The sequence below is a fragment of the Actinomadura luteofluorescens genome (assembly GCF_013409365.1).
Classification (GTDB): Bacteria; Actinomycetota; Actinomycetes; order Streptosporangiales; family Streptosporangiaceae; genus Spirillospora; species Spirillospora luteofluorescens.
In genome coordinates this window covers 5,687,308-5,711,887 of the sequence record NZ_JACCBA010000001.1, presented here as the reverse complement: position 1 = coordinate 5,711,887, position 24,580 = coordinate 5,687,308, and the positions used below count along the sequence as shown (strand labels likewise).

Genomic DNA, 24,580 nt, shown 5'->3' with positions numbered 1-24,580 from the left:
ATCGGTACCCGCACATATCGTCGCAGATCAGCATCAACTTCAGCGGCCGGATGCCGGATCGTCCTGTCCCGTTCACCGGACGTGCACCACATCGCCCGCACTGACCGCGACATCACCGCCCGGTCCGGCCACCACGAGCCGCCCCGCCCCGTCCACGTCCCGCGCCGTCCCCGCCAGCCGCTCGCCGCCGGGCATCTCCACCCGCACCTCGCGGCCCAGGGTCGCGCACAGGTCCCGGTACGCGGTGCGCAGCCCGCTGCTCTCCGGATCACCGTCGAGCGCCGTCCACTCCTGGTACCAGGTGCCGAACTCGCGCAGGATCGCGCGCAGCAGCGGCGCCCGGTCACTGAGCGGCGCGCCCTCGATCGCGAGGGACGTCGCCGTCGGCACCGGCAGCTCCTCCTCGTGCAGCCCCACGTTCAGGCCGACCCCGACCACCAGCCCGCCGTCGACCGTCTCGGCGAGGATCCCGGCGAGCTTGCGGTCCCCGACCAGCACGTCGTTCGGCCACTTCAGGCGCACGTCCACCGCGGCGTCGCCCCCGCCGCCGAGGAACCCCTCCCCCTCCTGCGACCAGGCGGTCATCCGCCGGAGGGCGGTGGCGACCGCGACGCCCGTCAGCAGCGACGCCCACGCCAGCCGCGCCACCGGCACCCTGGGGCGCAGCAGCATCGAGAACGTCAGCCCCGACCGCGGCGGCGCCGTCCAGGTCCGCCCGAGCCGCCCCCGGCCCGCCGTCTGCAACTCGGTGACCAGCACCGTCCCCTCCGGCGCGCCCTCCCGCGCCCGCTCGGCCAGATCGGCGTTGGTGGACCCGGTCTCCTCCACCACGCGGACGTCCCTCCACAGCCCGCCCTCCCGCACGAGCGCGCTCCGCAGCGCCGCCTCGTGCAACGGCGGCCGGTCGAGATCCCCATACGGTGAGTCGCTCACACCTCCAATCCAACCCCATGACGATTTCGATCTTGGGACCGGCGTCCGCCCGCGGCGACCGCGCTCGTTAGGGTGCCCCCATGGATGGTGCGACGCTGGATGGCGTGACGCTGCGGCGCGACGGGCACGTCGCGGAGATCGTGCTGGACCGGCCCGAGGCCCTCAACGCCCTGTCGACCGCGATGGCCCGCCGCCTCGCCGACGTGTGCGCCGAGGTCGCCGCCGACGCCTCGGTCCGCGCCGTGGTCCTCGGCGCCGCCGGGGAGAAGGCGTTCTGCGTGGGCGCCGACCTCAAGGAGCGGGGCACCATGACCGACGCGGAGATCCTCGCGCAGCGCCCGGTCTTCCGCGCCGCGTTCGGCGGCGTCCTGAACCTCCCGCAGCCCGTCGTCGCGGCCGTCCACGGCTACGCCCTCGGCGGCGGCTGCGAGTTCGCGCTGTCCGCCGACATCATCGTCGCGGACGAGTCCGCCGTGTTCGGCCTCCCCGAGGTGAGCGTCGGCCTCGTGCCCGGCGGCGGCGGAACCCAGCTCGCCCTGCGCCGCCTCGGCCCCGGCAGGGCCGCCGACCTGGTCTTCACCGGCCGCCGCCTCGGCGTCGAGGAGGCCCTCGCCTACGGCCTCGCCGACCGCCGGGTCCCCGCGGGCACCGCCCGCGCGGAGGCCCTCGCCATCGCCGGGTCGATCGCCCGCAACTCCCCCACCGCCGTCCGCGCCGCCAAGCGCGCCATGCGCCTCGGCGGCAGCACCGCCCTGGACGCCGCCCTGGACCTCGAGGACAACGCCTGGCGCACGGCCGCCTTCTCCGCCGACCGCCGCGAGGGCATCGCCGCCTTCAACGAGAAGCGCAAGCCCGCCTGGCCGAGTTAGCCCAGGGGGGCGACCCCCTGGAACCCCCGTTGCGACGCAGGCGATCCTCACGCCGCCGTTGCGGTCAGTTGTGCCTGTTGCGGCTTGTGTGGCGTCGCTGCGGTCGCCTGCGTCGGCGGGCATGCGCGTTGCGCTCGCTGCGCTCGCTCCACGTGCCTGCCCGCACCCCGGCTGAGGCTCTAGGTCAGGGTGTCGGAGTGGCCTGCTTGCAGGCGGCGCCACTGGGCCGTCGGGCGGCCATCCGTGCGGAAGAAGCCGCCGTCGACCGAGCCTTCGCGCGTTGCGCTCGCTCCACGCGCCTGCCCGCGGCCCGGCTTAGATTCTAGGTCAGGGTGTCGGAGTGGCCTGCTTTCAGGCGGCGCCACTGGGCCGTCGGGCGGCCATCCGTGCGGAAGAAGCCGCCGTCGACGGAGCCTTCGCGCGGCCAGCCTTCGGGGGAGTCCTCCCAGGTCTCCTGGCGCCCGTAGACGGACATGTCCATGAGCGAGTAAGCGATGTCCATGGCCTCGACACCGCGGCCGTTCGTCCAGTAGGTCTCGAAGACGCGGTCGCCGTCCCGCAGGTAGAAGACCAGGTGGAACATGCCGGCCCGGCGGCCGGTGAGCAGGGTCTCGGCGGAGTCCTGGGCGGAGTACCAGGGCATCTCCCAGCCCATGAAGTCGCGGTACCGCACGCTCTCCTCGTAGGGGCCCTGGCAGAGGGTGGCGTAGGTGATTCCCGCCGCGTGCAGGTTGGACAGCTCCCTGAGCTGGCCGTTGAAGTACGTGCAGCCGTCGCACTGCTCGGCGGCGGGCCGGCCGGCGGACCACATCATGTAGTACGCGATCAGCTGGCGGCGGCCCTCGAAGGCGTCCAGCAGCGTCACGCGGCCGTCCGGGCCGGTCAGGGGCGCGGCGGCGTCCACCTCCACCATCGGCAGCCGCCGCCGCGCCGCCGCGATCGCGTCGCCCGCGCGGGTGTGGGCCTTCTCCCGCTCCCGCAGCGCGTCCAGCTCGGCCTGCCAGGCGGCCCGGTCGACCACCTCGGGCATCGGCGTCGTGGGGTTCATGGCTTCCCTTCCTCTCGGTGGACCTTCGCCCCACCGACGAAGGGCGCCCGCCGGGATCGACACCCGCGGCGAAGAATTCCTCAGAGTTCGCGGAGGCGGCGCGCCAGATAGCGGCGCTCGGGCTCGGTGGGCGCGAGCGCCAGCGCCTCCTCGTACGCCGCTCTGGCCTCGGCGGCGCGGCCGTCGCGGCGGAGCAGGTCGGCGCGGGTCGCGGGCAGGAGGTGGTACCCGGCGAGCCTCCCGGACGCCGCGAGCTCGTCGACGAGGGCGAGGCCGGCCGCGGCGCCGTCCGCCATCGCGACCGCCACGGCGCGGTTGAGGTCCACGACCGGGGACGGCGCCAGCCGGGCCAGCTCGCCGTACAGCGCCGCGATCTGCGGCCAGTCGGTGGCCGCCGCGCCGGGCGCCGTGGCGTGGCAGGCGGCGATGGCGGCCTGCACCTGGTAGGGGCCGGGACGCCGCATCGCGACCGCCCGGTCGAGCGTCTCGACGCCTTCGGCGATGAGCGCCCGGTCCCACCGGGACCTGTCCTGGTCCTCCAGGGTGACGAGGACGCCGCCGTCCGTGCGGGTGGGACGGCGGGCCTCGTGCAAGAGCATCAGCGCGAGCAGCCCTCGCGGCTCGGGTTCGGCCGGCATCAGCCGGACGAGGACGCGCGCCAGGTGGACGGCCTCGGCCGCCAGGCCCCGCCGCCCCTCCTCGCCGTAGCCCTCGTTGTAGATCAGGTAGAGCACCGCGAGCACGGCGGCGAGGCGCCACGGGAGATGCGCGGCCGCCGGGATCCGGTACGGGATGCCCGCCTCGCGGATCTTGCGCTTCGCGCGGACCAGGCGCTGCGCCATCGCGGGTTCGGCGGTCAGGAACGCCCTGGCGATCTCGCCGGTGCTCAGCCCGGCCAGCGTGCGCAGGGTGAGCGCGACCCGGGCCGGGAACGGCAGCGCCGGGTGGCAGCAGGTGAAGATCAGTCTGAGCCGTTCGTCGGGGATGTCCTCCTCGGCGGGCTCGCCGGTGCCGCCGGCCGCGAGCAGGCGCAGCTTGGCCGCGCCGGCCGCGTCGCGGCGCAGCCGGTCGAGCGCGCGGTTGCGGGCCGCCGTGGTGAGCCAGGCTCCCGGGCGGCGCGGGACGCCGTCGCGGGGCCAGCTCGCCAGCGCGGCGGCGAAGGCGTCCTGCGCGCAGTCCTCGGCCAGGTCCCAGTCGCCGGTGGCCGCGATCAGGGTGGCGACTACCTGGCCCCACTCGTCCCGGTAGGCCGCTTCGACGGCCGACCGCACCCGGTCGCCGGGCGCGGTCATTCCCAGAGAGGGCGGATCTCGACGCCGCCCCAGCGCGCGTAGGGGTGCCCGGCGGCGATCTCGATCGCCTCGTCCAGGTCCGCGCACTCGATGATCAACAGGCCGCCGACGAAGTCCTTGGTCTCGGCGAACGGACCGTCGGCGACCAGGGTCTCCCCCTCGCGGACCCGGACCGTGGTCGCGTCCGCCACCGGCCGCAGCCGCGCGCCGACGAGCTTCGCGCCGCGCCGGTCCAGATCGGCCTGCCACGCCTGGTGCCGGGGATCGGCCGCCAGCTCCTCGTTGCTCGGCGAGACCGACTCGTCGTCGCAGATCAGCAGCGCGTACCTCATGGGAGGATTCTGCCCGACGCCGCCGACACACCCCCTACGAGCGGGCGGGCACCTGCTTGGCCATGTGGACGATGCCGCGGCCGCCGATGGTCTCGCGGCCCGTCTCGTGGTAGCCGAGGCGCTCGTAGAGGGCGATGTTGGGGGTCATCAGCTCGTTGGTGTACAGGCGCAGGCGGGGCAGGGCCAGCGTGCGGGCGCGGTCCTCGGCGAACGCCAGGAGCGTTCGGCCGATGCCCCGGCCGTGGCGGCCCGGGTCCACGGCCACGTTCTCGACCAGGAGGACGCCGTCCTCGGGGACGAGGACGATCAGGCCGTCCCCGGGGACGGTCACGAAGACCTGGCCGGCGTCGATCAGGGTCGCGTAGTCGGCGTCCATGGGGATCGGGCGGGCGCCGATGATCTCGGCCCAGGGGGCGTAGGCCGCTTCGACGATCTCCTCGATGCGGGGGCGGTCCGGCCGGGCGGCGGGTCTGATCACGGTCATCCCGTGTTCTGGAGGCCGGCGGCGACGCCGTTGACCGACAGCAGGAGCAGGTCCTCCAGGTGGGCGCGCTCCGTGTCGTCCCGCACGCCCGCGCGCAGCGCCTTCAGGGCTCGCAGCTGCAGGTGGGAGAGGGCGTCCACGTAGGGGTTGCGGAGCTCGACCGCGCGGGACAGGACCCGGCGGTTCTCCAGGAGGCGGTCGTGGCCGGTGACCGCGAGGACGAGGCGGCGGGTGCGGTCGTACTCGGTCAGGACGGTCTCGGAGAGCTCCGGACGCTCGCCGAGGGCCAGGTAGCGCTCGGCGATCGCGCGGTCGGACTTGGCGAGGCTCATCTCGGCGTTGTCGAGGAGGGTGTTGAACAGCGGCCACGCCTCGTAGGCCTCGCGGAGCTCGGCGAGGTCGCGGCCGTCGTCGGAGACGGCGGCGAGGCCGCTGCCGAGGCCGTACCAGCCGGGGAGGTTGACGCGGGTCTGCGTCCAGGCGAACACCCACGGGATGGCGCGCAGGTCCTCCAGGCCGCGGGCGGCCTTGCGGCGGGCCGGGCGGGAGCCGATGCGCAGCTCGGCGATCTCCTCCAGGGGGCTGACCCGGGCGAACCAGACGGCGAAGTCCTCGGTCTCGATGAGGCTCCGGAACGCGCCCCTGGCCGCCTCGCTGATCTTGTCGGCGAGGGGGCGGAAGCGGGCCGCGGCCTCGCGGGCGCGGTCCTGGACGGCGTCGGTCGAGGCGAGCAGGACGGCGCTGGTGACCTGCTCGACATGCCGCTTGGCGATCTCGGCGTGGCCGTAGCGGGCGAAGATGACCTCGCCCTGCTCGGTGACCTTGAAGCGGCCCGCGACCGAGCCCGGCGCCTGCGCCAGGATCGCCCGGTTGGCGGGCCCGCCGCCGCGGCCGAGGGAGCCGCCGCGGCCGTGGAACAGCGTGAGCCTGACGTCGTTCCGGGCCGCCCACGCGGCGAGGGCCTCCTGCGTGTCGTACAGCCGCAGGGTGGCGCTGGTCGGGCCGAGCTGCTTGGCGGAGTCGGAGTAGCCGAGCATGACCTCAAGGCGGCGGCCGGTGTCCTCCAGGCGGCGCCGGACGGCCGGGATCTCCAGCATCCCGTCGAGGACGGACGGCGCGCGCTCCAGGTCCTCGCCGGTCTCGAACAGCGGGATCACGTCCAGGACCGGCGCGCCGTCGCCGAGGGTCTCGGCCAGGGCGTGGACGTTCGCGATGTCCTCGGCTGAGCGGGTGAAGGAGACGATGTAGCGGTGGCAGGCGCGGACGCCGAACCGCCGCTGGATCCAGGCGACGACCCGGAGGGTCTCCAGGATCTCCTCGGTCATCTCCGAGCGCGCGCCTCCGGAGCGGACCTCCTCCAGGGCCTTCTCGTGCAGCTCGGAGTGCTGGCGGATCTCCAGCTCGGCGAGGTGGAACCCGAACGTCTCGACCTGCCAGATGAGCTGCTGGACGCGCCCGTACGCCTGCCGGGGGGCGCCCGCGGCGGCGAGGGAGTCCTGGACGGCGCGCAGGTCGGCGAGCAGCTCCTCCGGGGAGGCGTAGGCGAGGTCGGCGTCGCGCTCGCGGGTCGCGGAGATGCGGGCGGCGGCGTGCAGGAGGAACTGGCGGTGCGGCTCGCCGGGCGAGCGCTTGGCCGTCTCCCCGAGCAGCCGGGGATGGGCGGTGCGGGCGGCGGCGAGGGCGTTCAGCAGCTCGCCGGACGCGGGCGTGGTCGACTCGTGGACGGTCAGCTCCCGGCCGATCCGGGCGCACGCCGCCTCCAGGGCGCGCAGGACGTGGTCCGCCTGGATCATGACGGCGTCCCGGGTGACCTGCGCGGTGACGTAGGGGTTGCCGTCGCGGTCGCCGCCGATCCAGCTGCCGAACCGCAGGTAGGGGCGGGCCTTCGGCGGGCGGGCGCCGAGGGTCCCGGCGTCGGCGCCGCCCTCCAGGGCGCGGTCCAGGGACCGGTACACGTGCGGGACGACCCGGAAGATCGTCTCGTCGAACGCGGCCATCGCGGTGCGGACCTCGTCCAGCGGGTCCATCTGCGAGACGCGGCGCAGCGCGGTCCGCCACAGCAGGTCGATCTCCTCGCGGAGGCTGCGCTCGGTCTCCTCGCGCTCGCTCGCGCCGGGGTCGCCGTTCAGCCGGGCCAGCAGGTCGCTGATCCGCTGGATGGCGGTGACGACCGCGCGGCGGCGGGCCTCGGTGGGGTGCGCGGTGAAGACCGGCCGGAACTCCAGGCCCTCGACGACCGCCTCCAGCCGTCCGTCGCCCGCGGCGCGGATCTCCTCGACCGCGGCGGCCGCGGACCCGGCGACGGTGCCGCCGGTGTCACGTTCCCGCAGCGTCCGGATGCGGTGGTGCTCCTCGGCCAGGTTCGTCAGGTGGAAGTACACGGTGAACGCGCGGGCGACCTGGCCGGCGCGTTCCAGCGACCAGCCGTCGACGAGGGCGGCGACGTCGTCGCCGCCCGCCTCGCCGCGGCGGGCCGAGATCACCGCGTGGCGGAGCCGCTCGACGTCGTCCAGGAGCCCCGGGCCGCCGTACTCCACGAGGGAGTCGCCGAGCATGGCGCCGAGCAGCCGCACGTCGCGGCGCAGCGGTTCGGGCATGTCCTGCCGGAGGATGTCTCGCGTCTTCGTAGCCACCCGACCAAGGGTAACGAGAGGCCGCGAGGCCCCTTCCCACCGGCCCGCGCCTCGCCCCGGGCCCCCGTCGGTCCCGGTCAGCGGGCCCCGGCCGCGAGCGCGGCATCAGCGGGCGGTTACCCTGGCGCGCATGGCGATGGAAGCCCCTGAACCCCCGGTGGACTACGACATCCACACCACGGCGGGAAAGATCGCGGACCTGGAACGGCGCCGCTACGAGGCGGTGCACGCCGGTTCGGCGCGCGCCGTGGAGAAGCAGCACGCCAAGGGCAAGATGACGGCCCGGGAGCGGATCGACGCGCTCCTGGACCCCGGCTCGTTCGTCGAGTTCGACGAGATGGCGCGGCACCGCTCCACCAGCTTCGGGATGGAGAAGAACCGCCCCTACGGCGACGGCGTCGTCACCGGGTACGGCACGGTCGACGGGCGTCCCGTCGCGGTCTTCAGCCAGGACTTCACCGTCTCCGGCGGCTCCCTGGGCGAGGTCTTCGGCGAGAAGATCTGCAAGGTCATGGACCACGCCGTCACGACCGGCTGCCCGGTGATCGGCATCAACGACTCCGGCGGCGCGCGGATCCAGGAGGGCGTGGTCGCGCTCGGCCTGTACGCGGAGATCTTCAAGCGGAACGTGCACGCCTCCGGCGTCATCCCGCAGATCTCGCTGGTCATGGGGCCGTGCGCGGGCGGGGCCGTGTACTCCCCCGCGATCACCGACTTCATCGTCATGGTGGACAAGACGTCCCACATGTTCATCACCGGGCCGGACGTCATCAAGACGGTCACCGGCGAGGAGGTGACCATGGAGGAGCTCGGCGGCGCCCACTCGCACAACTCGCGCTCCGGCGTCGCCCACTACCAGGGGTCGGACGAGGACGACGCGATCGAGTACGTCAAGGCGCTGCTGTCGTACCTGCCGTCGAACAACCTGTCCGACGCGCCCGCGTTCGACGTGCCCGTCGACCCGTCGGAGGTGGACGAGGAGCTCGACTCCCTCATCCCCGACTCGCCGAACCAGCCGTACGACATGCACACCGCCATCGAGCACGTGCTGGACGACGGCGAGTTCCTGGAGGTCCAGGCGCTGTACGCGCCCAACATCATCGTCGGGTTCGGCCGGGTCGAGGGCCACTCGGTCGGCATCGTCGCCAACCAGCCGATGCAGTTCGCCGGGACGCTCGACATCGACGCCTCCGAGAAGGCCGCCCGGTTCGTCCGGACGTGCGACGCCTTCAACATCCCGGTGCTGACCTTCGTGGACGTCCCCGGCTTCCTGCCCGGCACCGACCAGGAGTGGAACGGGATCATCCGGCGCGGCGCGAAGCTGCTGTACGCCTACGCCGAGGCCACCGTCCCGCTCGTCACGATCATCACGCGCAAGGCCTACGGCGGCGCCTACGACGTCATGGGGTCCAAGCACCTCGGCGCCGACATCAACCTGGCGTGGCCGACGGCACAGATCGCGGTGATGGGCGCGCAGGGCGCGGTGAACATCCTGTACCGGCGCGAGCTGGCCGCCTCCGAGGACCCCGACGGCCGCCGCGCCGAGCTGATCACCGAGTACGAGGACGCGCTCGCCAACCCCTACATCGCGGCGGACCGCGGCTACATCGACAACGTGATCAAGCCGTCGGAGACGCGCGGGCAGGTGGTGCGGGCGCTGCGGGCGCTGCGCGAGAAGCGCAAGACCCTGCCGCCCAAGAAGCATGGGAACATCCCGCTCTAGCGGGGACACGCCCGGAAGGTGGGATATCTCGTGACCGCCGACAGCAAGCCGTTCCTGCGGATCGTCCGCGGCGACCCGGGTCCGGAGGAGATCGCGGCGCTGGTCGCCGTGCTGACCGCCCGCGCCGGGGCCGCCGCCGCGGCCCGCGACGGCGCGGCCCCGCCCCCGCCGTCGCGCTGGGCCGACCGCTCCCGGCTCGTGCGCACCACGCTCGCGGGCGGGCCGCGGCCGCGGGGGCCCGGGGCGTGGCGGGCGAGCGGCCTGCCGCGCTGACGCCCGACGCGGGCCACGCCGGGCCGCCCCGCGACATGTAACCGTGGTTCGCACCCGGCGGGGCGCTCCGCACGAATAAGGTGGAAGGCCATGGCCACCTCGGAGTACGTCCCACAGCCCGCGCGATACGCGATCTTCGTCGACGCGGGATACCTCTACGCGGCCTCCGGTGCCCTGCTGCTCGGTTGCGGATCCCGGCGGGAGTACCGGGTCGCCGCGGAGAAGCTCATCAAGGCGCTCACCGACCACGCCGACGAGCAGCGGCGGGGCGAGCTGCTGCGGGTGTACTGGTTCGACGCCGCGCCCAAGCGCCAGCCGACCGTGGACCAGCGGGTGATCGCCAACCTGCCGCTGGTGAAGCTGCGCCTCGGCAACCTGAACGCCCAGGGGCAGCAGAAGGGCGTGGACGCCCAGCTGCGCGCCGACCTGGAGGCCCTGGCCCGGCACCGCGGGATCACCGACGCGGTGCTGCTGGCCGGCGACGAGGACATGCTGCCCGCCGTGGAGGCCGCGCAGCGCTACGGCATCCGCGTGCACCTGTGGGGCGTCGAGCCGACGCACGGCTCGAACCAGGCCGAGTGGCTGGTCTGGGAGTCCGACACGGTCGAGGTGCTGCCCGCCGAGTTCCTGCGCCCGTACTTCACCAAGGCCAAGGTGCTGCCGGTGCCCGCGCCCGGGTCCGCCGCCGCGGTCCGCGACGCCGCGGCCGCCGCGCAGCGCTCCAGCCCCGTCCCGTCACCGTCGCAGGTGTTCGCGGGGCGCCCCCCGTCGGTCAAGCCGACGCCCGCGGCGGCCCGCGCGGCCGTCCCGGTGCCGGGCGCCGCCACGCCCGCCACGGTGGCCGCGTCGCTGAACTCCGCCACGGCGGCGCCGTCCGACGGCAAGCTCGGCCCCGACCGCGACCACATGCTGGAGATCGGCGAGCACGTCGCCCAGAAGTGGATCTTCGAGCGGGGCCGGGACAACATCCGCGACCTGCTGCCCGGCCCGATCCTGCCGCCCGTCATCGACAAGGAGCTGCTGATCGAGGCGGAGAAGGAGCTCGGCGGTTCGCTGCGCCCCTACCAGGAGGCCCGCACCTGGCTGCGCGACGGCTTCTGGGAGCGCGTCTACCGCGAGTTCGGCATCGGCATCGGCAAGTCCGACTGAGGACCGGCCGCGGTGCCTCAGTGGAGGATGTCGTGGCCCGCACGGCGCGCGCGTCGCCGGGCGACGCGCATGGCGGCGCCCACTCCGAGCCGGTAGACGAGCCTGGACGGCTTTGCGTCTTTCGTGGCGGTGGACCGCGCACCCCGCGGGCCGGCCGGCACCCGATACCGCCTCCGCGGGGAACACGTTTGGCAATTAACCGGATACCGAGCGTCGTCCGTAGGTAAGGTCCCCGCCGTGAATGGGGGAGACCGCGCATGCGAACTCACAAGGGACGATCACGGGCCGCCGCGCTGCCGCTCGCCGCGGGCCTCGCGCTGACCGGCCTGGCCGGGTGCGAGTCGCCCGTCCCCTTCTACCGGCCCGGGGAGGGCTCCCCGGACGACCCGGTCGTCGGGCTCGGCGGGCCGGCGCCCTACCTGCCGGCGCGCCCGGGCGGCGCCGCTCCGCGCGCGTCCGAGTCCGGGCCGCCCGGCGGGGTGCCCGTCGCGCCCGCGGGCGGCGCCGTCTACGCCGCCACCGGCCCCGGAATGCTCGCGCCGACCGCGCGCGGGCTGCCGCCGCGGCTGTACGTGCCGAACGGCCCGTACGTCGACGTCCTCGACGCCGCCGGGCTCCGGCTCGTCGGCCGCTTCCACACCGGGGCGGCGTCGCGGCTGGCGCCGTCGTGGGATCTGCGGCGGCTGTGGGCCACCGACCGCGCGAACGGCCTGCTCATCCCGCTCGGGCCGCGCAGCGGGCGGCGGGGCCGCCCGGTCGGGGTCACCGCGCCGACCGGGCTCTACTTCACCCCCGACGGCCGCGACGCGCTCGTCCTGGCGCGCCGCCCGGACCGGGTCGACCTGCGCGACCCGCGCACGATGGCGCCGCGGGGGTCGGCGCCCCTGCCGTGCGCGGCCGGGCACGCCGACTTCACGCCCGACGGCGCGTCCCTCGTGGCCACGTGCACCGCCGCCGGCCTGCTCACCCGCGTCGGCATCGCGAACCGCGCCGTCTCCGGCACGATCCGGCTGCCGGACGGTGCCCGGCCCGGCGACCTGCGGCTCTCCCCCGACGGGTCCGCCTTCTACGTCGCGGACGCCCGCCACGGCGGGGTGTGGCTGGTGGACGCCCGGCGGTTCGCCCTGGCCGGGTTCGTCCGGACGGGGCCCGGCGCGCGGGGCCTGGCGATCAGCAGGGACGCGCGGCGGCTCTTCGTCGTGGGCGGCGGCGCCCTCACCGCCGTCGAGTTCGGATCGCGGCGGGTCGCGGCCCGCTGGCCGCTGCCCGGCGGCGGCTCGCCCGCGCCGGGCGGGGTGTCCTCGGACGGCACGGTGCTGTGGCTCGCCGACCCCGCCGGGCTCGTCTACGCCGTCTCGACCCGGACCGGGCGCGTCGTCCGGTCCGTCCGGGTCGGCGGCCGCCCGGCGGGCCTGTGCGTGCATCCGCAGCCCGGCCGCTACTCGCTGGGCGGCACCGGCCTGTACCGCTAGCGCGACCCGACTAGCGCGAACCGACAGGGTTCCAGTCGGGGAGCAGCTCCTCGACGAGCGCCTCCGTCTCGGGCTGGAGCCCGTCGAACAGCGGGTCCCGGCCGACGCGGCCGCGCAGCTCGTCCACGGCCACCTCGACCTGCGCCACGTCGCCGGTCGCGTGGGTGGCGCGGAGCAGGTCGCGCCACAGGCCCTCGTCCTCGGGGGCGAGCCGCAGCCCGGCGCGGGCCGCGCTCACCGCGCCGCGCGGGTCGCCCTCCTCCAGCCGCAGCACGACGAGGCGATGCGCGACGTCGATCACCCGTGCGGGCGCCTCGAACTCCAGGTCGTGGTCGGCGAGCCAGGCGTAGCGGCCGCGCGGCCGGTCGGCGAGGAGCGGGCCGCGGACGAGGTCCAGCGCGTACGCCATGTAGGCGGTCTCGGACGCGGGCTCGGCCGCCGACCGCCACACCAGCCAGCGGAACACGTTCAGGTCGACGCGCACCTCGGAGCCGAGCCGGATCCGGCCCCGGTCGTCGTGGTAGAGGTTGGGGCGGCCGCGGGCGTCGCGGCCGAGCCAGTCCGACACGCGGGCCACGGACGCGTCGCGGACCCCGGCGCTGGTGCCGCGCGGCCAGATCGCGCCGGACAGCACCGTCGGGTGGACGCCCTCCGGGTGCGCCGCGAGGTACACCAGCAGCTCCGTGCACAGCTCGCGGCGGGACTCGTCCATCGGCCCCGGCGCGTCGACCTCGATCGGGCCGAGCAGCCGGACCTCCACCGACGACTCCTGCGCGGTCGGCGGCTCCTCGCCGCCGGCGAGGCCGGGCAGCTCCACCGGCTCCAGCCGCGCGGCCGTCCGGAACAGCTCGAACACGCCGCGGTAGTCGTCGTCGCCCACGAGCTGCGCCTCGACGTCGAAGCCGAGCACGCCGGCCTGCAGGCGCCCGGCGGCGTCGACGTCCCACGTCCAGGTGGCGCCCTGCACGTCGCCGGGCACGACGTAGCCGGCGGCCATCCGGGTGCCGGTGCGGGCCAGCGCGACGAGCCGGTCGGCGTCCCGCTCCGGGGGCTGGTCCGCCATGATCAGGTAGTGCGGCATCCACGCCTCGCCGAACACGCCGCGGCAGCGTCCGGTGAGCACCGAGTCGACGCCGGACGCGGCGAGCGCCTGCCGCACCTCCTCGCTGCGCCCCTCCAGCTCGGGCAGCGCGTCCTCCAGCGTCGGGACGGACCGGACGCGGTCCGGGGCGATCTCCGCCAGGCCCTCGCCGAGCTCGGCGTCGAACCCGACGAGCGTGATCCGCATGTGGTCGGACCAGCGGTTGGTGGCCAGCTCCAGCGCGACCGCCGACAGCACGGCGCGGCGGGTGTCCTCGGGCCCGCGCAGCGCGATCAGCCCGTGCGCGGCCTCCAGGTCGACGAGGATGCGGCCGTTGTCGTTCGTGCCGATCGAGACCAGGCCGGGGTAGGGGGCGAGGACGTCGACGAGGTCGGAGGCCTCCAGGCCCGGCAGCGCGTCGGCGCCCAGCCGCCACACCTGCCCGTCGTCGAACGCCTGCCAGGGCGCGGGCGGGTTCCGGTCGGCGGGCGCGATCCACAGGTCGAGGCTGCCGTGCCCGAGGTGCACGCCGTAGATGGTCGGCAGGGCGCGCCCGCCCGCCGCCATCGACTTGGACATGTGCCGCAGCCCGAGGTCCAGCAGCCGCGCGGCGTCCTCGTCGGCGCCGATCCGCAGCGCCCGCTCCGCCTCGACCGCCGCCCCCTCCGGCCGGACGATCATGTGCCCGAACGCGCGGTGCCACATCTGGGTGCGGCGCCGCCGGCCGAGCGCGCCGAGCAGCCCCGCGGCGAGGAGCGACGCCGCCGCGATGCCGTGCGGCCAGCTCACGTCGAACGGGCGGCCGGTCTCGTCCGAGGGCCGCTCCGTCCCGCCGTCGTGCGCGGGCGGCTGCGCCGTCTCCGGCTTCTCCGGCGCCGGCTTCTCCGATGCGGGCTTCTCGGTCGAGGGCGCCTTCGGCTCGGTGTGTTGCGGCGCCGGGGTCGGCGTGGCCGACGGCCGCGGGACGGCCGGCGGGGCCTGGGAGGCGGGCGGCTGCGCCGGCGGGGCCTCCTGCGCGGGCGGCTGATGCGTCGGCGGAGTTTGCGTCGACGGAGCCTGAGTCGGCGGCGCCTGCTGCGCGGGCGGTGTCTGCTGCGCCGGCGGGGTGGGCTTCGGCGCCGCGGGCGGGGCCGGATTCGGCCTGGCGGGCGCGTCGGGGACGGCGTGCCCGTGCTTGAAGTAGTCGTGGAGGTCCTTGGTGGGGATGACCTGCGCGTGCTTGGCGTCCGCGGGCATCTCCAGGATCCAGCCGGGACGGATCAGGCTCGCGATCGTCAGCCGCGTCCCGTCCGGCTGGATGTGGCCCTTGTTGAGGGAGTAGATCTCGTTGTAGCGGCGGCCCTCGCCGAGGCACTTCTCGGCGATCTCCCACAGGGACTCGTGGTGCCGGCCCTCCGGCGGGTGCACCCGGTAGATCTTGGTGGTGGCGGCCTTCTCCGCCGGGTGCGCGGCGAGGTTCTCGGCGGCCGGGGCGGCGGCGGGGCGCTCCGGCGCCTCGGGGATCCGGTGGAACTCCTGCGACTGCGGCTGCATCTGCACGGCGGGCGGCCGCTGGGACAGCCCGCCGCCGGAGAGCGCCGGCATGATCGCGGTGGTGGCGGTGAACAGCAGCAGCGCGGCCACGACGAGCCGGTGCACGAGCGACTGCGTGCCGCCCGCGAGCGGCACCCGCGCGGGCACGCCGACGCCGCGGATCCCCGCGTACACCTCGACGGCCACGCACGCCGCGAGCTGGATCCAGGCGAGCCACACCAGCACCACGAGGATCGCGATGAGCGAGCCCGGCCCCACCTTGTGCGTGAGGTCGGACGCGGACGGCACGTGGTCCGGCAGCGGCGAACCGAAGATCGTCAGCAGCGCGAACGGCACGCCCGCCATCAGCGCGGCGAGCAGGACGAGCGCCCCGATCCCGGCCAGTACGTCACCCGCGCTGCGCTGCCTGCGCACCCGGACGGGTGCCCTGCGCCCCTGCCGTGTCACCATCGCGCCCCTGCCGTTCTCCGGTCGCTGGACGTCGTCCTCATGGTAAAGCCGTTCTCGCCGATGCTCACGGGTTGACTCCTCCCGGTCCGCCCGTGACGGGGCGGGCGGTCGCGCTGGAGGTCAGCTGGAACTCGCCGAAGCCCGGGATGATCCCGAGCAGCTGCGGCCGGACGCCGATCCGCACGGTGACCGCGACCTCCTGCTCGTCGGCGTCGCACCGGGACCCGGTCACCTGGTCGCTGTAGGAGGCCAGCAGGTCGCACGCCGCCGCGCGGGCCCGGCCCGGGTCCAGGACGGGTTCCCCGGTCCGCCGCAGGGCGTCGGTGTCGATCTGGTTCGCCCCGGCGCGGGCGGCCTGCTCGGCCATGTCCGCGGCGCGCTGCCGGGCGTGGATGGCGAGCCCGCCGTCCACGAGCAGCCCGGCCAGCAGGATGACGACCGGGGTGAACAGCACCGTGTACATCGCGATCGTGCCCCGGTCGCGGCCGTCGTCCCCGGCCGGGCCGTCGCCGGCGGCCCGCGCCTCCGAGGCGGTGGGCGGTCTCGTCATGGCGCGTCCTCCGGCGGCTCGCCGTCGGTCCCGCGGAAGGTGTAGGTGTCGACGGGCGCGATCGCGTGGCCCTGGAGCCGCTTGCTGCCGGGCAGCCCGATGAACGCCAGGTCGCCGAGGTCGACGTCGCAGGTTATGGTCACGCCGACGCTGCCTCCCGGCCCCCAGCGGGACACGTCGGTCTGCACGGAGGGGCCGCCCGAGCACCAGGCGGTTCCGCGCAGGCCGGCGGACGCCGTGTCGGCGGCGAGGCTCTGCGCGGCTCCGGAGCTGCGGGCGATGGACGCGGCGCGGGCGGCGTCGCGGGCCGCGCCGTCCACCTGGCTCTTGGCGTCCACCATCCGCCCGGCGCCCGCGAGGAACAGCAGGAACGCCACGAAGATGGGCGTGACGAGGACCATCTCCAGGGACATGGAACCGCCGTCGGCGGCGGGACGCGGCATGCGGGCCCTCATCCGGCGGCTCCCCGCTGGCAGGCCGTCCCGGAGCCGACGTCGGGACGGAAGCACTCGATCGGACCCTGCGAGCGCTGCGACACGTGGAACGTCATGAACGGGACGACCTGGACGGCCTCGCCGCTGACCTCGACCCAGCGCTCGTCGTCGTCCTCCCCCGCCCTGACCTGGAGTCCGCCGAGCAGGTCCGGGCCGATCTCGCGCACGCTGCCGGCCGCCTTCGCGGTCGCCGCGCCCTCCCAGCCGCCGCCGACCGGGGAGGTGCGCGCGACTCGGGCGCCCGACTGCGCCGCCGCGAGGGCGACGTGCCGGGCGTGGAAGACCATGGCGAACTGCACCGCGACGAGCATCATGAGGATGAGGACGGGGGTGAGCAGCGCCCACTCCATCGATGAGGCCCCCGCGTCGGAGGAGACGCCGGGTTCCCTGGGCCGCACGGCGGTCAGCCCGTGTTGATGCTGTTGGCCTTGTCCTGGATCTTCTTCTGGATCACCGCCCCGATCGTGATCGCGATCAGCGCCAGGATCGCGGTGATGATCGCCCACTCGATCGCGGACGCGCCGCGGCACCGCTCCTCCTCGTCTCGCAGCCGCGCCAGCCGGGTGCCGATCAGGGCGCGCAAGTAGACGACGGCCGGGTCGTTCAGGGGATTGAGCGGACTCATCGTGACACCTCCAGAGGGGTTCGGCGGGACTTGTCAACGGTCATACAGGTCGCGGTCATGAGGCGAGCACCCGCATCAGGGCCGGATAGGCGAGGAAGATCAGGAAGCCGGCGCACAGGAACAGCTGCGCGATGAGCATCGACTGGGAGCGCTCGCCCGCCTTGCCCTCCAGCTCCGACAGCTCGCGGCTGCGCATCGACGCGGCGCGGGCGGCGAGGGACTTGCGGACCTGGGCGCCGTCGTCGGACACCAGCGCGAGCGCGCCCGCGAGGTCGCGCAGCTCGGCGATGTCGACCTCCTCGCCCAGCCCGCCGAGCGCCTGCCAGGGGGTCCGGCCGGTGATGCGGGCGTTGGACAGGGCGTCGCGGATGCGGTGCATGGCCCAGCCCTCGCCGACGTTCGAGGCGGTCATCAGCGCCTCGGGGACGCCGCGTCCGCCCGCGAGGTTCATCGAGACCAGGTCGAGGAACGCGCCGACGACGTGCCGGAAGTCCTGCCGGCGCGCCTGCGCCTCCTGCCGGAGCTGCATGTCGGGGAAGAAGAAGAACAGGGCGGCGAACAGCACGCAGATCCACACCGGGACGGCGACGGAGGAGCCGAGGCCGAGCAGCGTGAAGTAGGCGACGATCAGCGGGATGAACAGCAGCGCGGCGGCGGGCAGCAGGAACTTCGTGGCGAGGAACGCCTCCAGCGACCGCTCGGTGATCGCCAGGTCGGCGCGCACCGACCGCAGCCGCCAGCCGCGCGCCTCGCAGATCCGCGCCAGCTCCCGCCCGATCTTCGCCCGCGTCCCGCCGACCCGCTCCAGCGTCGGCGAGGCCGTCCCGGCCCGCTGCTCCTCCAGGTCGCGGCGGCGGGCGGCGTCGAGCGCGGCCATCCGCGCGGCGAGGCCCGGACGCGACGGGAACAGCGCCCGGACGAGGATGTACAGGCCGAAGCCGACGACGGCGCCGGCGATCATCGCGCCGTTCACGGGGCTCCACCGCCCTCGGCGGTCCGGCCCTGCCAGCCCGCGACGGTGCTCGGCACCTCGCCGGGCACGCCGGGCTGGGCGGCCCCGCGCGGCTCGCTGAGGAACCGCCCGGGCATCTCGTACCGCGACAGGCGGCGCAGCCACAGGAACGCGGCGCCGTACAGGGCGGCGACGATGCACAGGACGAGCTGCCCGAGCACGTCGTCGTACGGCTCGACGTAGGAGTGGTTGAACACGGCGAGCGCCAGGGCCGTCCCGACGGAGACGGCGACGACGATCCGGACGCTGCGGCGGGTCGCGCGGCGGTCGGCCTCCACGCGGCGCCGCATGTCGAGCTCGGCGCGGGCCGAGTCGGCGAGGGCGCCGAGCATGTCGCGCAGCCCGGGGCCGCGCAGCTTGGCGTTCAGGATGAGGGCGGCGATCACCAGGTCGGCGGACGGGTCGTCCAGGTCGTCGGCGAACCGGCGCAGCGCCTCCGGCATCGGGACGCGGGTGTGCAGCCGGTCGACGAGGTTGCGCAGCGGCTGCTGGAGGGCGGGCGCGGCGGCGCGCTGCGAGGAGGGGATGGCCTGCTCCAGCCCGACGGCGCCGGCGATGGTGTCGCGCAGCGACTCGGTCCACGCGGCGAGGGCCTCCAGCCGCGCCATGCCCCTGCGCTCCTCGGCGGCGCCGCCCGCCAGGCCGTTCCAGGCGAGGACGAGCGCCGCGGTGCCGGCGGCGGCGATCGGCCAGCGCGTCACGATCAGCACGACGGCGCCGACGATGGCGGCGACGGCGGTACGGGTGGTGAGGGTGCGGACCAGGTCCTCGCGGCTGCGGCCGCGGGCGGGCCCGCGGCGCGGCGGCAGCCCGCGCATCGCGACGATGAGCAGCAGCAGGCCGCCGCCGACCGCGCCGCCTGCGGCGACGGCGAGCATCACGTCCGGCGCGTACATCGCCCACCACCCCCGCGCGTCACCAGCCGCCTCCGGCGGACGGGTCGTAGCCGTGGTCGACGAGGTCGGCGACGCACGCGATCGGCGCGGCGGGGACGGCGTACCCGCCCGGCCCGAGCGCGAAGATCTCCGAGGACAGCACGCGCCCGTCCACGCCCGTGACCTCCCGGACGCTGGCCACGTAGCGGCGCAGCCGCCCGCCGGAGGCGTAGTCGTTGCGCTTCTCGATGAACACGACGAAGTCGATCGCGCCCGCGATCAGCATGTGGGTCGCCTCGACCGGCAGCCGCTCCTCCGACTGGATCGCGTACGTGGCGACGCGGTTGAACACCTCCGCCGAGGAGTTGGCGTGGATCGTCGACAGCGACCCGTCGTTGCCCTGCGTCATCGCGTTCAGCATCGTGACGATCTCGTCGCCGAGCACCTCGCCGACGATCACCCGGGACGGGTTCATCCGCAGCGACCGGCGGACCAGCTCGGCCATCGAGATCGCGCCCTGGCCCTCGGAGTTCGGCAGCCGCTGCTCGAACGCCACGCAGTTCGGGTGCAGCTCGGGGAACGCGTCGAGGCCGAGTTCCAGCGCGCGCTCGACGGTGATCAGCCGCTCGTGCGGCGGGATCTCGTTGGCGACGGCGCGCAGCAGCGTCGTCTTCCCCGCGTTGGTGGCGCCCGCGAGCATGATGTTCTTGCGGGCGTGCACGGCGGCGCGAAAGAACTGCCCGACCTCCTGCGTGATCGTTCCGTTGCCGACCAGGTCGGCGAGGAACACCTTGCCGAGGCGGGCGCGGCGGATCGACAGCGCCGGGCGGACGGTCACGTCCATCACCGCCGACAGCCGCGACCCGTCGGGGAGGCGCAGGTCCAGCTGCGGGTTCGCGGTGTCGAACGGACGCGAGGACAGGCCGCTGTAGGCGGCGAGGATCTGGATCAGCTCGACCAGTTCCTCGTCGCTCTCGGCGACCGGCTCGCCCATCACCTCGCGGCCGTCGGCGTAGCCGAGGAACACGCGGTCGCAGCCGTTGATGTCGATGTTCTCGATCTCGGGGTCCTCCAGCAGCGGCTGGAGCCGGCCGACGCCGAACAGGGCCGCGTGCACCCCCGCGGCGAGGGCCTCCTCCTCTTCGGCGTTCGGCGGGCGGCGCCCCGAGGTGATCTCGCCGCGCGCGAACTCCTCCAGCACCTGGCCGATCAGGGCGCGGGCGAACTGCCGCTCGTCCTCGCCGGACATCGGCGGCAGCCCGTTGGCGGCGTCCAGCCGCCGCTGCCGGGCCAGCCGGTCGCCGACCTCCTGGCGGAGGCGCTTGACCAGAGCGTGGTCCATCTAGCCCCTCCCCTCCTCGTGCCCGCCGCCCGCGGGCACGTGCGGCGCCGGCTGCGACGGCGGCTGCTGGGCCGGCCCCGCCGGGGACGGGACGTCCTGCCGCGCGGGCGGCGTCCCGGGGTGCCCGGCGGGAGGCGGGGCCGGGGGCGCGGCGGGGAGGCGCGCGGTGAGGTCGGCGGCGACCTCGCGCGCCGACCGGATGAGCAGCGAGCGGTCCAGGCGCCCGCCCCAGCTGCCCGACAGCAGGTCGGCGCCCTTCGGGTCGAGGGCCAGGCCGCCGAGGACGGTGACGTCCGGCGGCGGGGGCCCCTGCGCGGCGTCGGGGGCGCGGCCGCGCGCGCCCGCGAGGATCCGGTCGACCTCGGAGATGGAGCCGCGGAAGTCGCGCGGGTCGGCGAGCACCAGCACGCCGACGGGCGGCCCGCCGCGCAGCTCCGCGGTCAGCGCGGCGACGCGCTCGCGCAGGTGGGCGACCTGCTCCAGGGTGGCCCTGGTGAGCAGGACGACGAGGTCGGCCTCGTGCATCAGCTCGACCAGCGGGCTGGCCGCGCCGAGCCGCCCGCAGTCGGCGATCACGTCGACGGGGGCGAGGCCGGCGAACGCCCGGCCGAGCGGCCCCCACAGCCACGTCATCGCCTGCGCCTGCTCGGCGTTGGTGACGCCGACGAGGACGTCGAGGCCGCCGGCGAGCCGCTGGCAGTGCTCGGCGACCTGGTCGGGGCGCAGCCCGCGGCGGGCCGTGGCGGCGGGGCTGAGGAGCCCGCGCGAGGGGTTGAGCATGCCGCCGTCGGCGTCGCCGTCGGGCTGGGCGGAGGGCAGCCGGTAGACCAGGTCGCCGCCCGCCTGGTCGCACTCGGCGACGAGCACGGGGCGCGGCCACACGGCGCCGAGCGCGACCGCCGCGGTCGTGACGCCCGGCGCCCCCTTGTCGGCCGCCAGCGCGATGAGTGCCACCGTCAGTTACCGCCCGCCCCTGGGCCCGGGGTGCCGGTGCCCTGGGTACCGTTGCCGGAGCCGCCGGACCCGGGGACGGGCTGGACGCCGTTGCCGCCGTCCTGCCCCTCGGGGGCCGCGGGCGGCACCGAGACGTTCGTGCCGGGCGGGATCAGCGCGAGCGCGACCGTCCCGGCGGAGGCCGCCTGCGTCACCCGCGCCGCGTCCGCCGGGAGCACGGCGACGTCGACGCTCGTCTGCTCGGACCGCAGCCGCGTGGGGCCGCCGCCGTCCCCGGCGCCGACGTTCAGCACGACCGCGTCCCGCGCGAGGACGGTCCCGGCCCGCGGGCCGCCGCCCGTCCCGCCGCCGACGGCGAACAGGGTGACGTGCGCGCCGCGGGTGACGTCGCCGGAGGGCATCTGGCCGGGCTTGAGCGCGAGCCCGACGACGAGCCGGCCGCTCGCGGGCGCGTCGGCCGGGCTGATCATGGAGTTGGTCAGCAGCGCGCCCTTCACCAGCGGGACGGCCGCGAAGTACCGGCTCACCTTCGCCCGCTCGGACCACTTGAGGTACTGGATACCGGTGTCGCCGATCTGCACCTCTTCGAGGGCGCTCGCCGGGATCCGCTGCCCGGCCGCGACCGGCTGGGCGATCCGGATCGCCGAGACCCGCTCGCCGCTGGCCATCACGAGGTAGGCGCTGGCGAGAGCGCCGCCGAGGATCAGCAGCACCGCGAGCGCGGCGAGCGCCGGTTTGCGCTCGCGCGACGACGCGGGGAGCCGCTGTCCCCCCGAGGTGCCGAGCCCCGACCGCCCGAGCCCCGTCCCGCCGGACGAGCCCGCCGCGCCGCCGCCGGAGATGGTCGACTGGTTGGCCTTCATCGCGCTGCCCACGCGCTCCTTCCCGCCCTGACGCGGCCCCGTCCCACCGGAATCCGCGCCTTCGAGCGATCCATGCTCGCGGGGGCGGAGAGGTCACGTCAATGGATTCGCGGGAGCCGGGCGCGCCCATATCCGAGCAGACGGCGATGACCTGCGAATTCACGGATCACATGGCCACTTACCACCAGTCACATCCGTCACTGACCCCGGACCGGGCGGCCCGGAGGGCCCGCCGCGTCACGGTTCCAGGCCGACGAGGCGCGCGAGCAGGGCCGTCGTGTGGTCGAAATAGGCGGCCCGCTCCTCGATCACGTTGTTGTACTGCCCGAACAATTCGAAGCTGACGGTCCCGTACAAAGCGGCCCACGCGGTGAACGCCCGCGCCATGACGTCGTCGGGGACGTCCATGGGGAGCATCGCGCGTGCGCGGGCCATGTCCTCGGCGATGGCGGGCGGGGGCGGCGGGCACGGCCCGGCGGGGGCGAGCGCGCCGGCCGCGTGCGCCTCGGTGACGATCCGCGCCATGACGACGGTGTCGCGCATGGCGGCGGCGACGGTGTCCTGCGGGGCCTGGTAGCCGGGCACGGGCGACCCGTAGAGCAGCGCGTACTCGTGCGGGTGTGCGAGGGCCCACTCCCGGACGGCCCTGCACACGGCGAGCCAGCGGCCGCCGTGGTCGCGCGCGCCGGCCTCGGCGTCGGCGCGCTCGACGGCCTCGCCGACCGCGTTGTAGCCGTCGATGATCAGGGCGGTCAGCAGGTCGTCGCGGCTCGGGAAGTACCGGTAGATCGCCGACGAGACCATGCCCATCTCGCGGGCGACGGCGCGCAGCGACAGCCCCGTCGCGCCCTCGGTGGCGAGCTGCCGCCTCGCGATCTCGGTGATCTCCCGGACCAGCTCCGCCCGGACCCGCTCGCGCGCCGTCTGCCCCGCGCCCATGCCCACCTCCTCGGGGGCGGTCTCCCGCCCCTCCGTTCCGCCCGTTTCCCGCAGGCTAGCAGAGCGCCGCGCTCTTTCGAGAGCACCGCTCTTGACAACACTGCTCTCAAAAGAGAGCATTGCTCTCATAACGGAGCACCGACCAAGGAGCCTGTCCCATGCGAAGCCTCGCGACCCTGCACGACGAGTACGCACTGCGCGGACGCATCGACGACGCCGCGCCCGTCACCAGCGCCTCGGCCGTCCTGATCGACGCGCCGGTCGCGCGGGTCTGGGACGTCCTGGCCGACCTGCGCGGCTGGGAGGCCTGGTCGCCCGACTTCGAACTGCGCGCCCTGGACGCCGTCGAGCCGGGCCGGGAGTTCCGCTGGAGCCAGGGCGGCACGCCCCTGCGGTCCCGCTTCGCCGTGGTCGACCCGGGCCGCGAGCTGAGCTGGACGGGCACCTTCCTCGCCCTCTACCGGGCCGTGGACCGCATGGTCCTGGCCGACGAGGGCGGCCGGACCCGCGTGACCGTGGAGGAGTCGCTGGACGGCCCGCTGATCCGGCTGTTCTACGGGGAGCGCAGGCTCCGCGCGGGCCACGAGGCCCGCCTCGCCGCCCTCAAGGTCCACGTCGAGCGCTCCGCCTGAGCGGAGACCGAGACCACCGAGCACACCTGAATCAGGAGAGAAGCATGGGCAAGCACGTGATCGTCGGAGCCGGGCAGGTCGGGACGCACCTCGCCGAACTGCTGACCGGGCGGGGGCACGACGTCACCGTCGTGACGCGGTCCGGGTCGGGCCCGGACGGGGCCCGGCGGGTCGCGGCGAACGTCGCCGACCGGGAGCGCCTCACCCGGCTCGCCAAGGGCGCCGACGCGCTCTACAACTGCGTCAACCCCCAGTACCACCGGTGGGCGCTGGACTGGCCGCCGATGGCCGCGTCCTTCCTCGGGACCGCCGAGGACACCGGGGCCGTCCTGGTGACATTGAGCTGCCTCTACGGATACGGGCCCGTGGACGGGCCGATGACCGAGGACCTGCCCCTCGCCGCGACGGGCACCAAGGGACGGGTGCGGGCGACGATGTGGAGGGACGCCCTGGCCGCGCACGAGGCGGGCCGCGCCAGGGTCACCGAGCTCCGCGGATCCGACTACTACGGACCGCGCAGCACCGACCAGGCGTACATCGGCGAGACGCGCTTCGTGAAGCCGCTGCTGGCGGGCAAGCGCGTCCCGTACTTCAGCGACCCGTCCGTCCCGCACGCGTGGACCTACCTGCCGGACGTCGCGCAGGCCCTCGCCATCGCCGGGACGGACGAGCGCGCCTGGGGCCGGCCCTGGCACGTCCCCACCGGCCCGGCGGTGTCCACGGTCGAGGTCGGGAAGCGGCTGTGCGAGATCGCGGGGGCGCCGGCGCCGCGCATCCACGAGGTGCCCCGCCCGATCTTCCACGCGGCCGGGTTCTTCTCCCCGATGGTCAAGGAGCTGCGGGAGACCCGGTACCAGTTCGACAAGCCCTACATCCTCGACTCTTCGGCCTTCGAGTCGACTTTCGGGATGGCCCCGACGCCGCTGGACGACGCTCTGAAGGCGGTCGTGTCGGCTTCGCGGATGGCGGAGGGTGCGGGTAATTAAGCTAGGCCCGGTTGTCCCGAGGACGGCGGAGGGCAG

General features: G+C 75.0%; 24 protein-coding genes. 7 read left to right on the top strand and 17 right to left on the bottom strand.

The annotated features are described in order from the left end of the window. Positions 1 to 72 precede the first annotated feature (72 nt). On the bottom strand, positions 73 to 933 hold the full coding sequence (locus tag BJY14_RS26635) for a biotin--[acetyl-CoA-carboxylase] ligase (protein WP_179846107.1): 861 nt from the start codon (positions 931 to 933) through the stop codon (positions 73 to 75). A gap of 80 nt (positions 934 to 1,013) precedes the next feature. On the opposite strand from BJY14_RS26635, the gene BJY14_RS26630 reads away from it, so the two are divergent. Further along, positions 1,014 to 1,802, top strand: coding sequence for an enoyl-CoA hydratase/isomerase family protein (locus tag BJY14_RS26630; protein WP_179846106.1), 789 nt, complete (start codon positions 1,014 to 1,016; stop codon positions 1,800 to 1,802). 322 nt (positions 1,803 to 2,124) lie between these two features. Here the strand turns inward: BJY14_RS26630 and BJY14_RS26625 are convergent, their stop codons facing one another. The 5 genes from BJY14_RS26625 to BJY14_RS26605 all read right to left on the bottom strand — a co-directional run bounded on the left by BJY14_RS26625 (position 2,125) and on the right by BJY14_RS26605 (position 7,555). Next, positions 2,125 to 2,850: a DUF899 family protein gene (locus BJY14_RS26625; RefSeq protein WP_179846105.1), complete on the bottom strand. Its 726-nt coding sequence runs from the start codon at positions 2,848 to 2,850 to the stop codon at positions 2,125 to 2,127. Between the two features lie 80 nt (positions 2,851 to 2,930). After that, positions 2,931 to 4,142 (bottom strand): RNA polymerase sigma factor, encoded by a 1,212-nt coding sequence (locus BJY14_RS26620; RefSeq protein ID WP_179846104.1) that lies wholly within the window; start codon positions 4,140 to 4,142, stop codon positions 2,931 to 2,933. Continuing rightward, the gene (locus tag BJY14_RS26615) at positions 4,139 to 4,474 is read right to left on the bottom strand and encodes a YciI family protein (protein ID WP_179846103.1); all 336 of its coding nucleotides are present in this window, start codon (positions 4,472 to 4,474) and stop codon (positions 4,139 to 4,141) included. The genes BJY14_RS26620 and BJY14_RS26615 overlap by 4 nt, the downstream gene beginning before the upstream one ends. Positions 4,475 to 4,508: 34 nt before the next feature. Then, positions 4,509 to 4,958, bottom strand: coding sequence for a GNAT family N-acetyltransferase (locus tag BJY14_RS26610; RefSeq protein WP_179846102.1), 450 nt, complete (start codon positions 4,956 to 4,958; stop codon positions 4,509 to 4,511). After that, the gene (locus tag BJY14_RS26605) at positions 4,955 to 7,555 is read right to left on the bottom strand and encodes a phosphoenolpyruvate carboxylase (RefSeq protein ID WP_179849648.1); all 2,601 of its coding nucleotides are present in this window, start codon (positions 7,553 to 7,555) and stop codon (positions 4,955 to 4,957) included. Before BJY14_RS26605 ends, BJY14_RS26610 begins: the two co-directional genes overlap by 4 nt. Before the next feature lie 166 nt (positions 7,556 to 7,721). On the opposite strand from BJY14_RS26605, the gene BJY14_RS26600 reads away from it, so the two are divergent. The 4 genes from BJY14_RS26600 to BJY14_RS26585 all read left to right on the top strand — a co-directional run bounded on the left by BJY14_RS26600 (position 7,722) and on the right by BJY14_RS26585 (position 12,208). Continuing rightward, a complete protein-coding gene (locus BJY14_RS26600) occupies positions 7,722 to 9,314 on the top strand; it encodes an acyl-CoA carboxylase subunit beta (protein ID WP_218905599.1) in 1,593 nt (530 codons plus the stop codon). Between the two features lie 30 nt (positions 9,315 to 9,344). Beyond that, positions 9,345 to 9,587: an acyl-CoA carboxylase subunit epsilon gene (locus tag BJY14_RS26595; protein ID WP_179846101.1), complete on the top strand. Its 243-nt coding sequence runs from the start codon at positions 9,345 to 9,347 to the stop codon at positions 9,585 to 9,587. Positions 9,588 to 9,677: 90 nt separating this feature from the next. Then, positions 9,678 to 10,736 (top strand): NYN domain-containing protein, encoded by a 1,059-nt coding sequence (locus BJY14_RS26590; RefSeq protein WP_179846100.1) that lies wholly within the window; start codon positions 9,678 to 9,680, stop codon positions 10,734 to 10,736. 257 nt (positions 10,737 to 10,993) lie between these two features. Then, the gene (locus BJY14_RS26585; RefSeq protein WP_179846099.1) at positions 10,994 to 12,208 is read left to right on the top strand and encodes a YncE family protein; all 1,215 of its coding nucleotides are present in this window, start codon (positions 10,994 to 10,996) and stop codon (positions 12,206 to 12,208) included. 10 nt (positions 12,209 to 12,218) lie between these two features. Here the strand turns inward: BJY14_RS26585 and BJY14_RS26580 are convergent, their stop codons facing one another. The 11 genes from BJY14_RS26580 to BJY14_RS26530 form a co-directional block, all read right to left on the bottom strand. Further along, a complete protein-coding gene (locus BJY14_RS26580) occupies positions 12,219 to 15,272 on the bottom strand; it encodes a BTAD domain-containing putative transcriptional regulator (RefSeq protein WP_179846098.1) in 3,054 nt (1,017 codons plus the stop codon). Between the two features lie 64 nt (positions 15,273 to 15,336). Beyond that, positions 15,337 to 15,822, bottom strand: coding sequence for a TadE/TadG family type IV pilus assembly protein (locus tag BJY14_RS26575; protein WP_246396125.1), 486 nt, complete (start codon positions 15,820 to 15,822; stop codon positions 15,337 to 15,339). Further along, the gene (locus BJY14_RS26570) at positions 15,819 to 16,265 is read right to left on the bottom strand and encodes a TadE family protein (RefSeq protein ID WP_246396123.1); all 447 of its coding nucleotides are present in this window, start codon (positions 16,263 to 16,265) and stop codon (positions 15,819 to 15,821) included. Before BJY14_RS26570 ends, BJY14_RS26575 begins: the two co-directional genes overlap by 4 nt. A gap of 8 nt (positions 16,266 to 16,273) precedes the next feature. After that, the gene (locus BJY14_RS26565) at positions 16,274 to 16,714 is read right to left on the bottom strand and encodes a TadE/TadG family type IV pilus assembly protein (protein ID WP_312879412.1); all 441 of its coding nucleotides are present in this window, start codon (positions 16,712 to 16,714) and stop codon (positions 16,274 to 16,276) included. Positions 16,715 to 16,719: 5 nt separating this feature from the next. Further along, the gene (locus tag BJY14_RS26560) at positions 16,720 to 16,941 is read right to left on the bottom strand and encodes a Flp family type IVb pilin (RefSeq protein WP_179846097.1); all 222 of its coding nucleotides are present in this window, start codon (positions 16,939 to 16,941) and stop codon (positions 16,720 to 16,722) included. A 55-nt stretch (positions 16,942 to 16,996) separates the two neighbouring features. Continuing rightward, complete coding sequence (locus BJY14_RS26555) at positions 16,997 to 17,914, bottom strand: type II secretion system F family protein (protein WP_179846096.1); 918 nt, start codon at positions 17,912 to 17,914, stop codon at positions 16,997 to 16,999. After that, the gene (locus BJY14_RS26550; RefSeq protein ID WP_179846095.1) at positions 17,911 to 18,849 is read right to left on the bottom strand and encodes a type II secretion system F family protein; all 939 of its coding nucleotides are present in this window, start codon (positions 18,847 to 18,849) and stop codon (positions 17,911 to 17,913) included. Before BJY14_RS26550 ends, BJY14_RS26555 begins: the two co-directional genes overlap by 4 nt. 19 nt (positions 18,850 to 18,868) lie before the next feature. Then, complete coding sequence (locus BJY14_RS26545) at positions 18,869 to 20,170, bottom strand: TadA family conjugal transfer-associated ATPase (RefSeq protein WP_179846094.1); 1,302 nt, start codon at positions 20,168 to 20,170, stop codon at positions 18,869 to 18,871. After that, the gene (locus BJY14_RS26540; protein ID WP_312879411.1) at positions 20,171 to 21,124 is read right to left on the bottom strand and encodes a hypothetical protein; all 954 of its coding nucleotides are present in this window, start codon (positions 21,122 to 21,124) and stop codon (positions 20,171 to 20,173) included. Positions 21,125 to 21,126: 2 nt separating this feature from the next. Next, positions 21,127 to 21,999: a CpaB family protein gene (locus BJY14_RS26535; RefSeq protein WP_179846093.1), complete on the bottom strand. Its 873-nt coding sequence runs from the start codon at positions 21,997 to 21,999 to the stop codon at positions 21,127 to 21,129. Between the two features lie 225 nt (positions 22,000 to 22,224). Next, a complete protein-coding gene (locus tag BJY14_RS26530; RefSeq protein WP_179846092.1) occupies positions 22,225 to 22,926 on the bottom strand; it encodes a TetR/AcrR family transcriptional regulator in 702 nt (233 codons plus the stop codon). 158 nt (positions 22,927 to 23,084) lie between these two features. On the opposite strand from BJY14_RS26530, the gene BJY14_RS26525 reads away from it, so the two are divergent. Together BJY14_RS26525 and BJY14_RS26520 are read left to right on the top strand one after the other, a co-directional pair. Then, complete coding sequence (locus BJY14_RS26525) at positions 23,085 to 23,558, top strand: SRPBCC family protein (RefSeq protein ID WP_179846091.1); 474 nt, start codon at positions 23,085 to 23,087, stop codon at positions 23,556 to 23,558. A 44-nt stretch (positions 23,559 to 23,602) separates the two neighbouring features. After that, positions 23,603 to 24,544 (top strand): NAD-dependent epimerase/dehydratase family protein, encoded by a 942-nt coding sequence (locus BJY14_RS26520; RefSeq protein WP_179846090.1) that lies wholly within the window; start codon positions 23,603 to 23,605, stop codon positions 24,542 to 24,544. Positions 24,545 to 24,580: the final 36 nt, after the last annotated feature.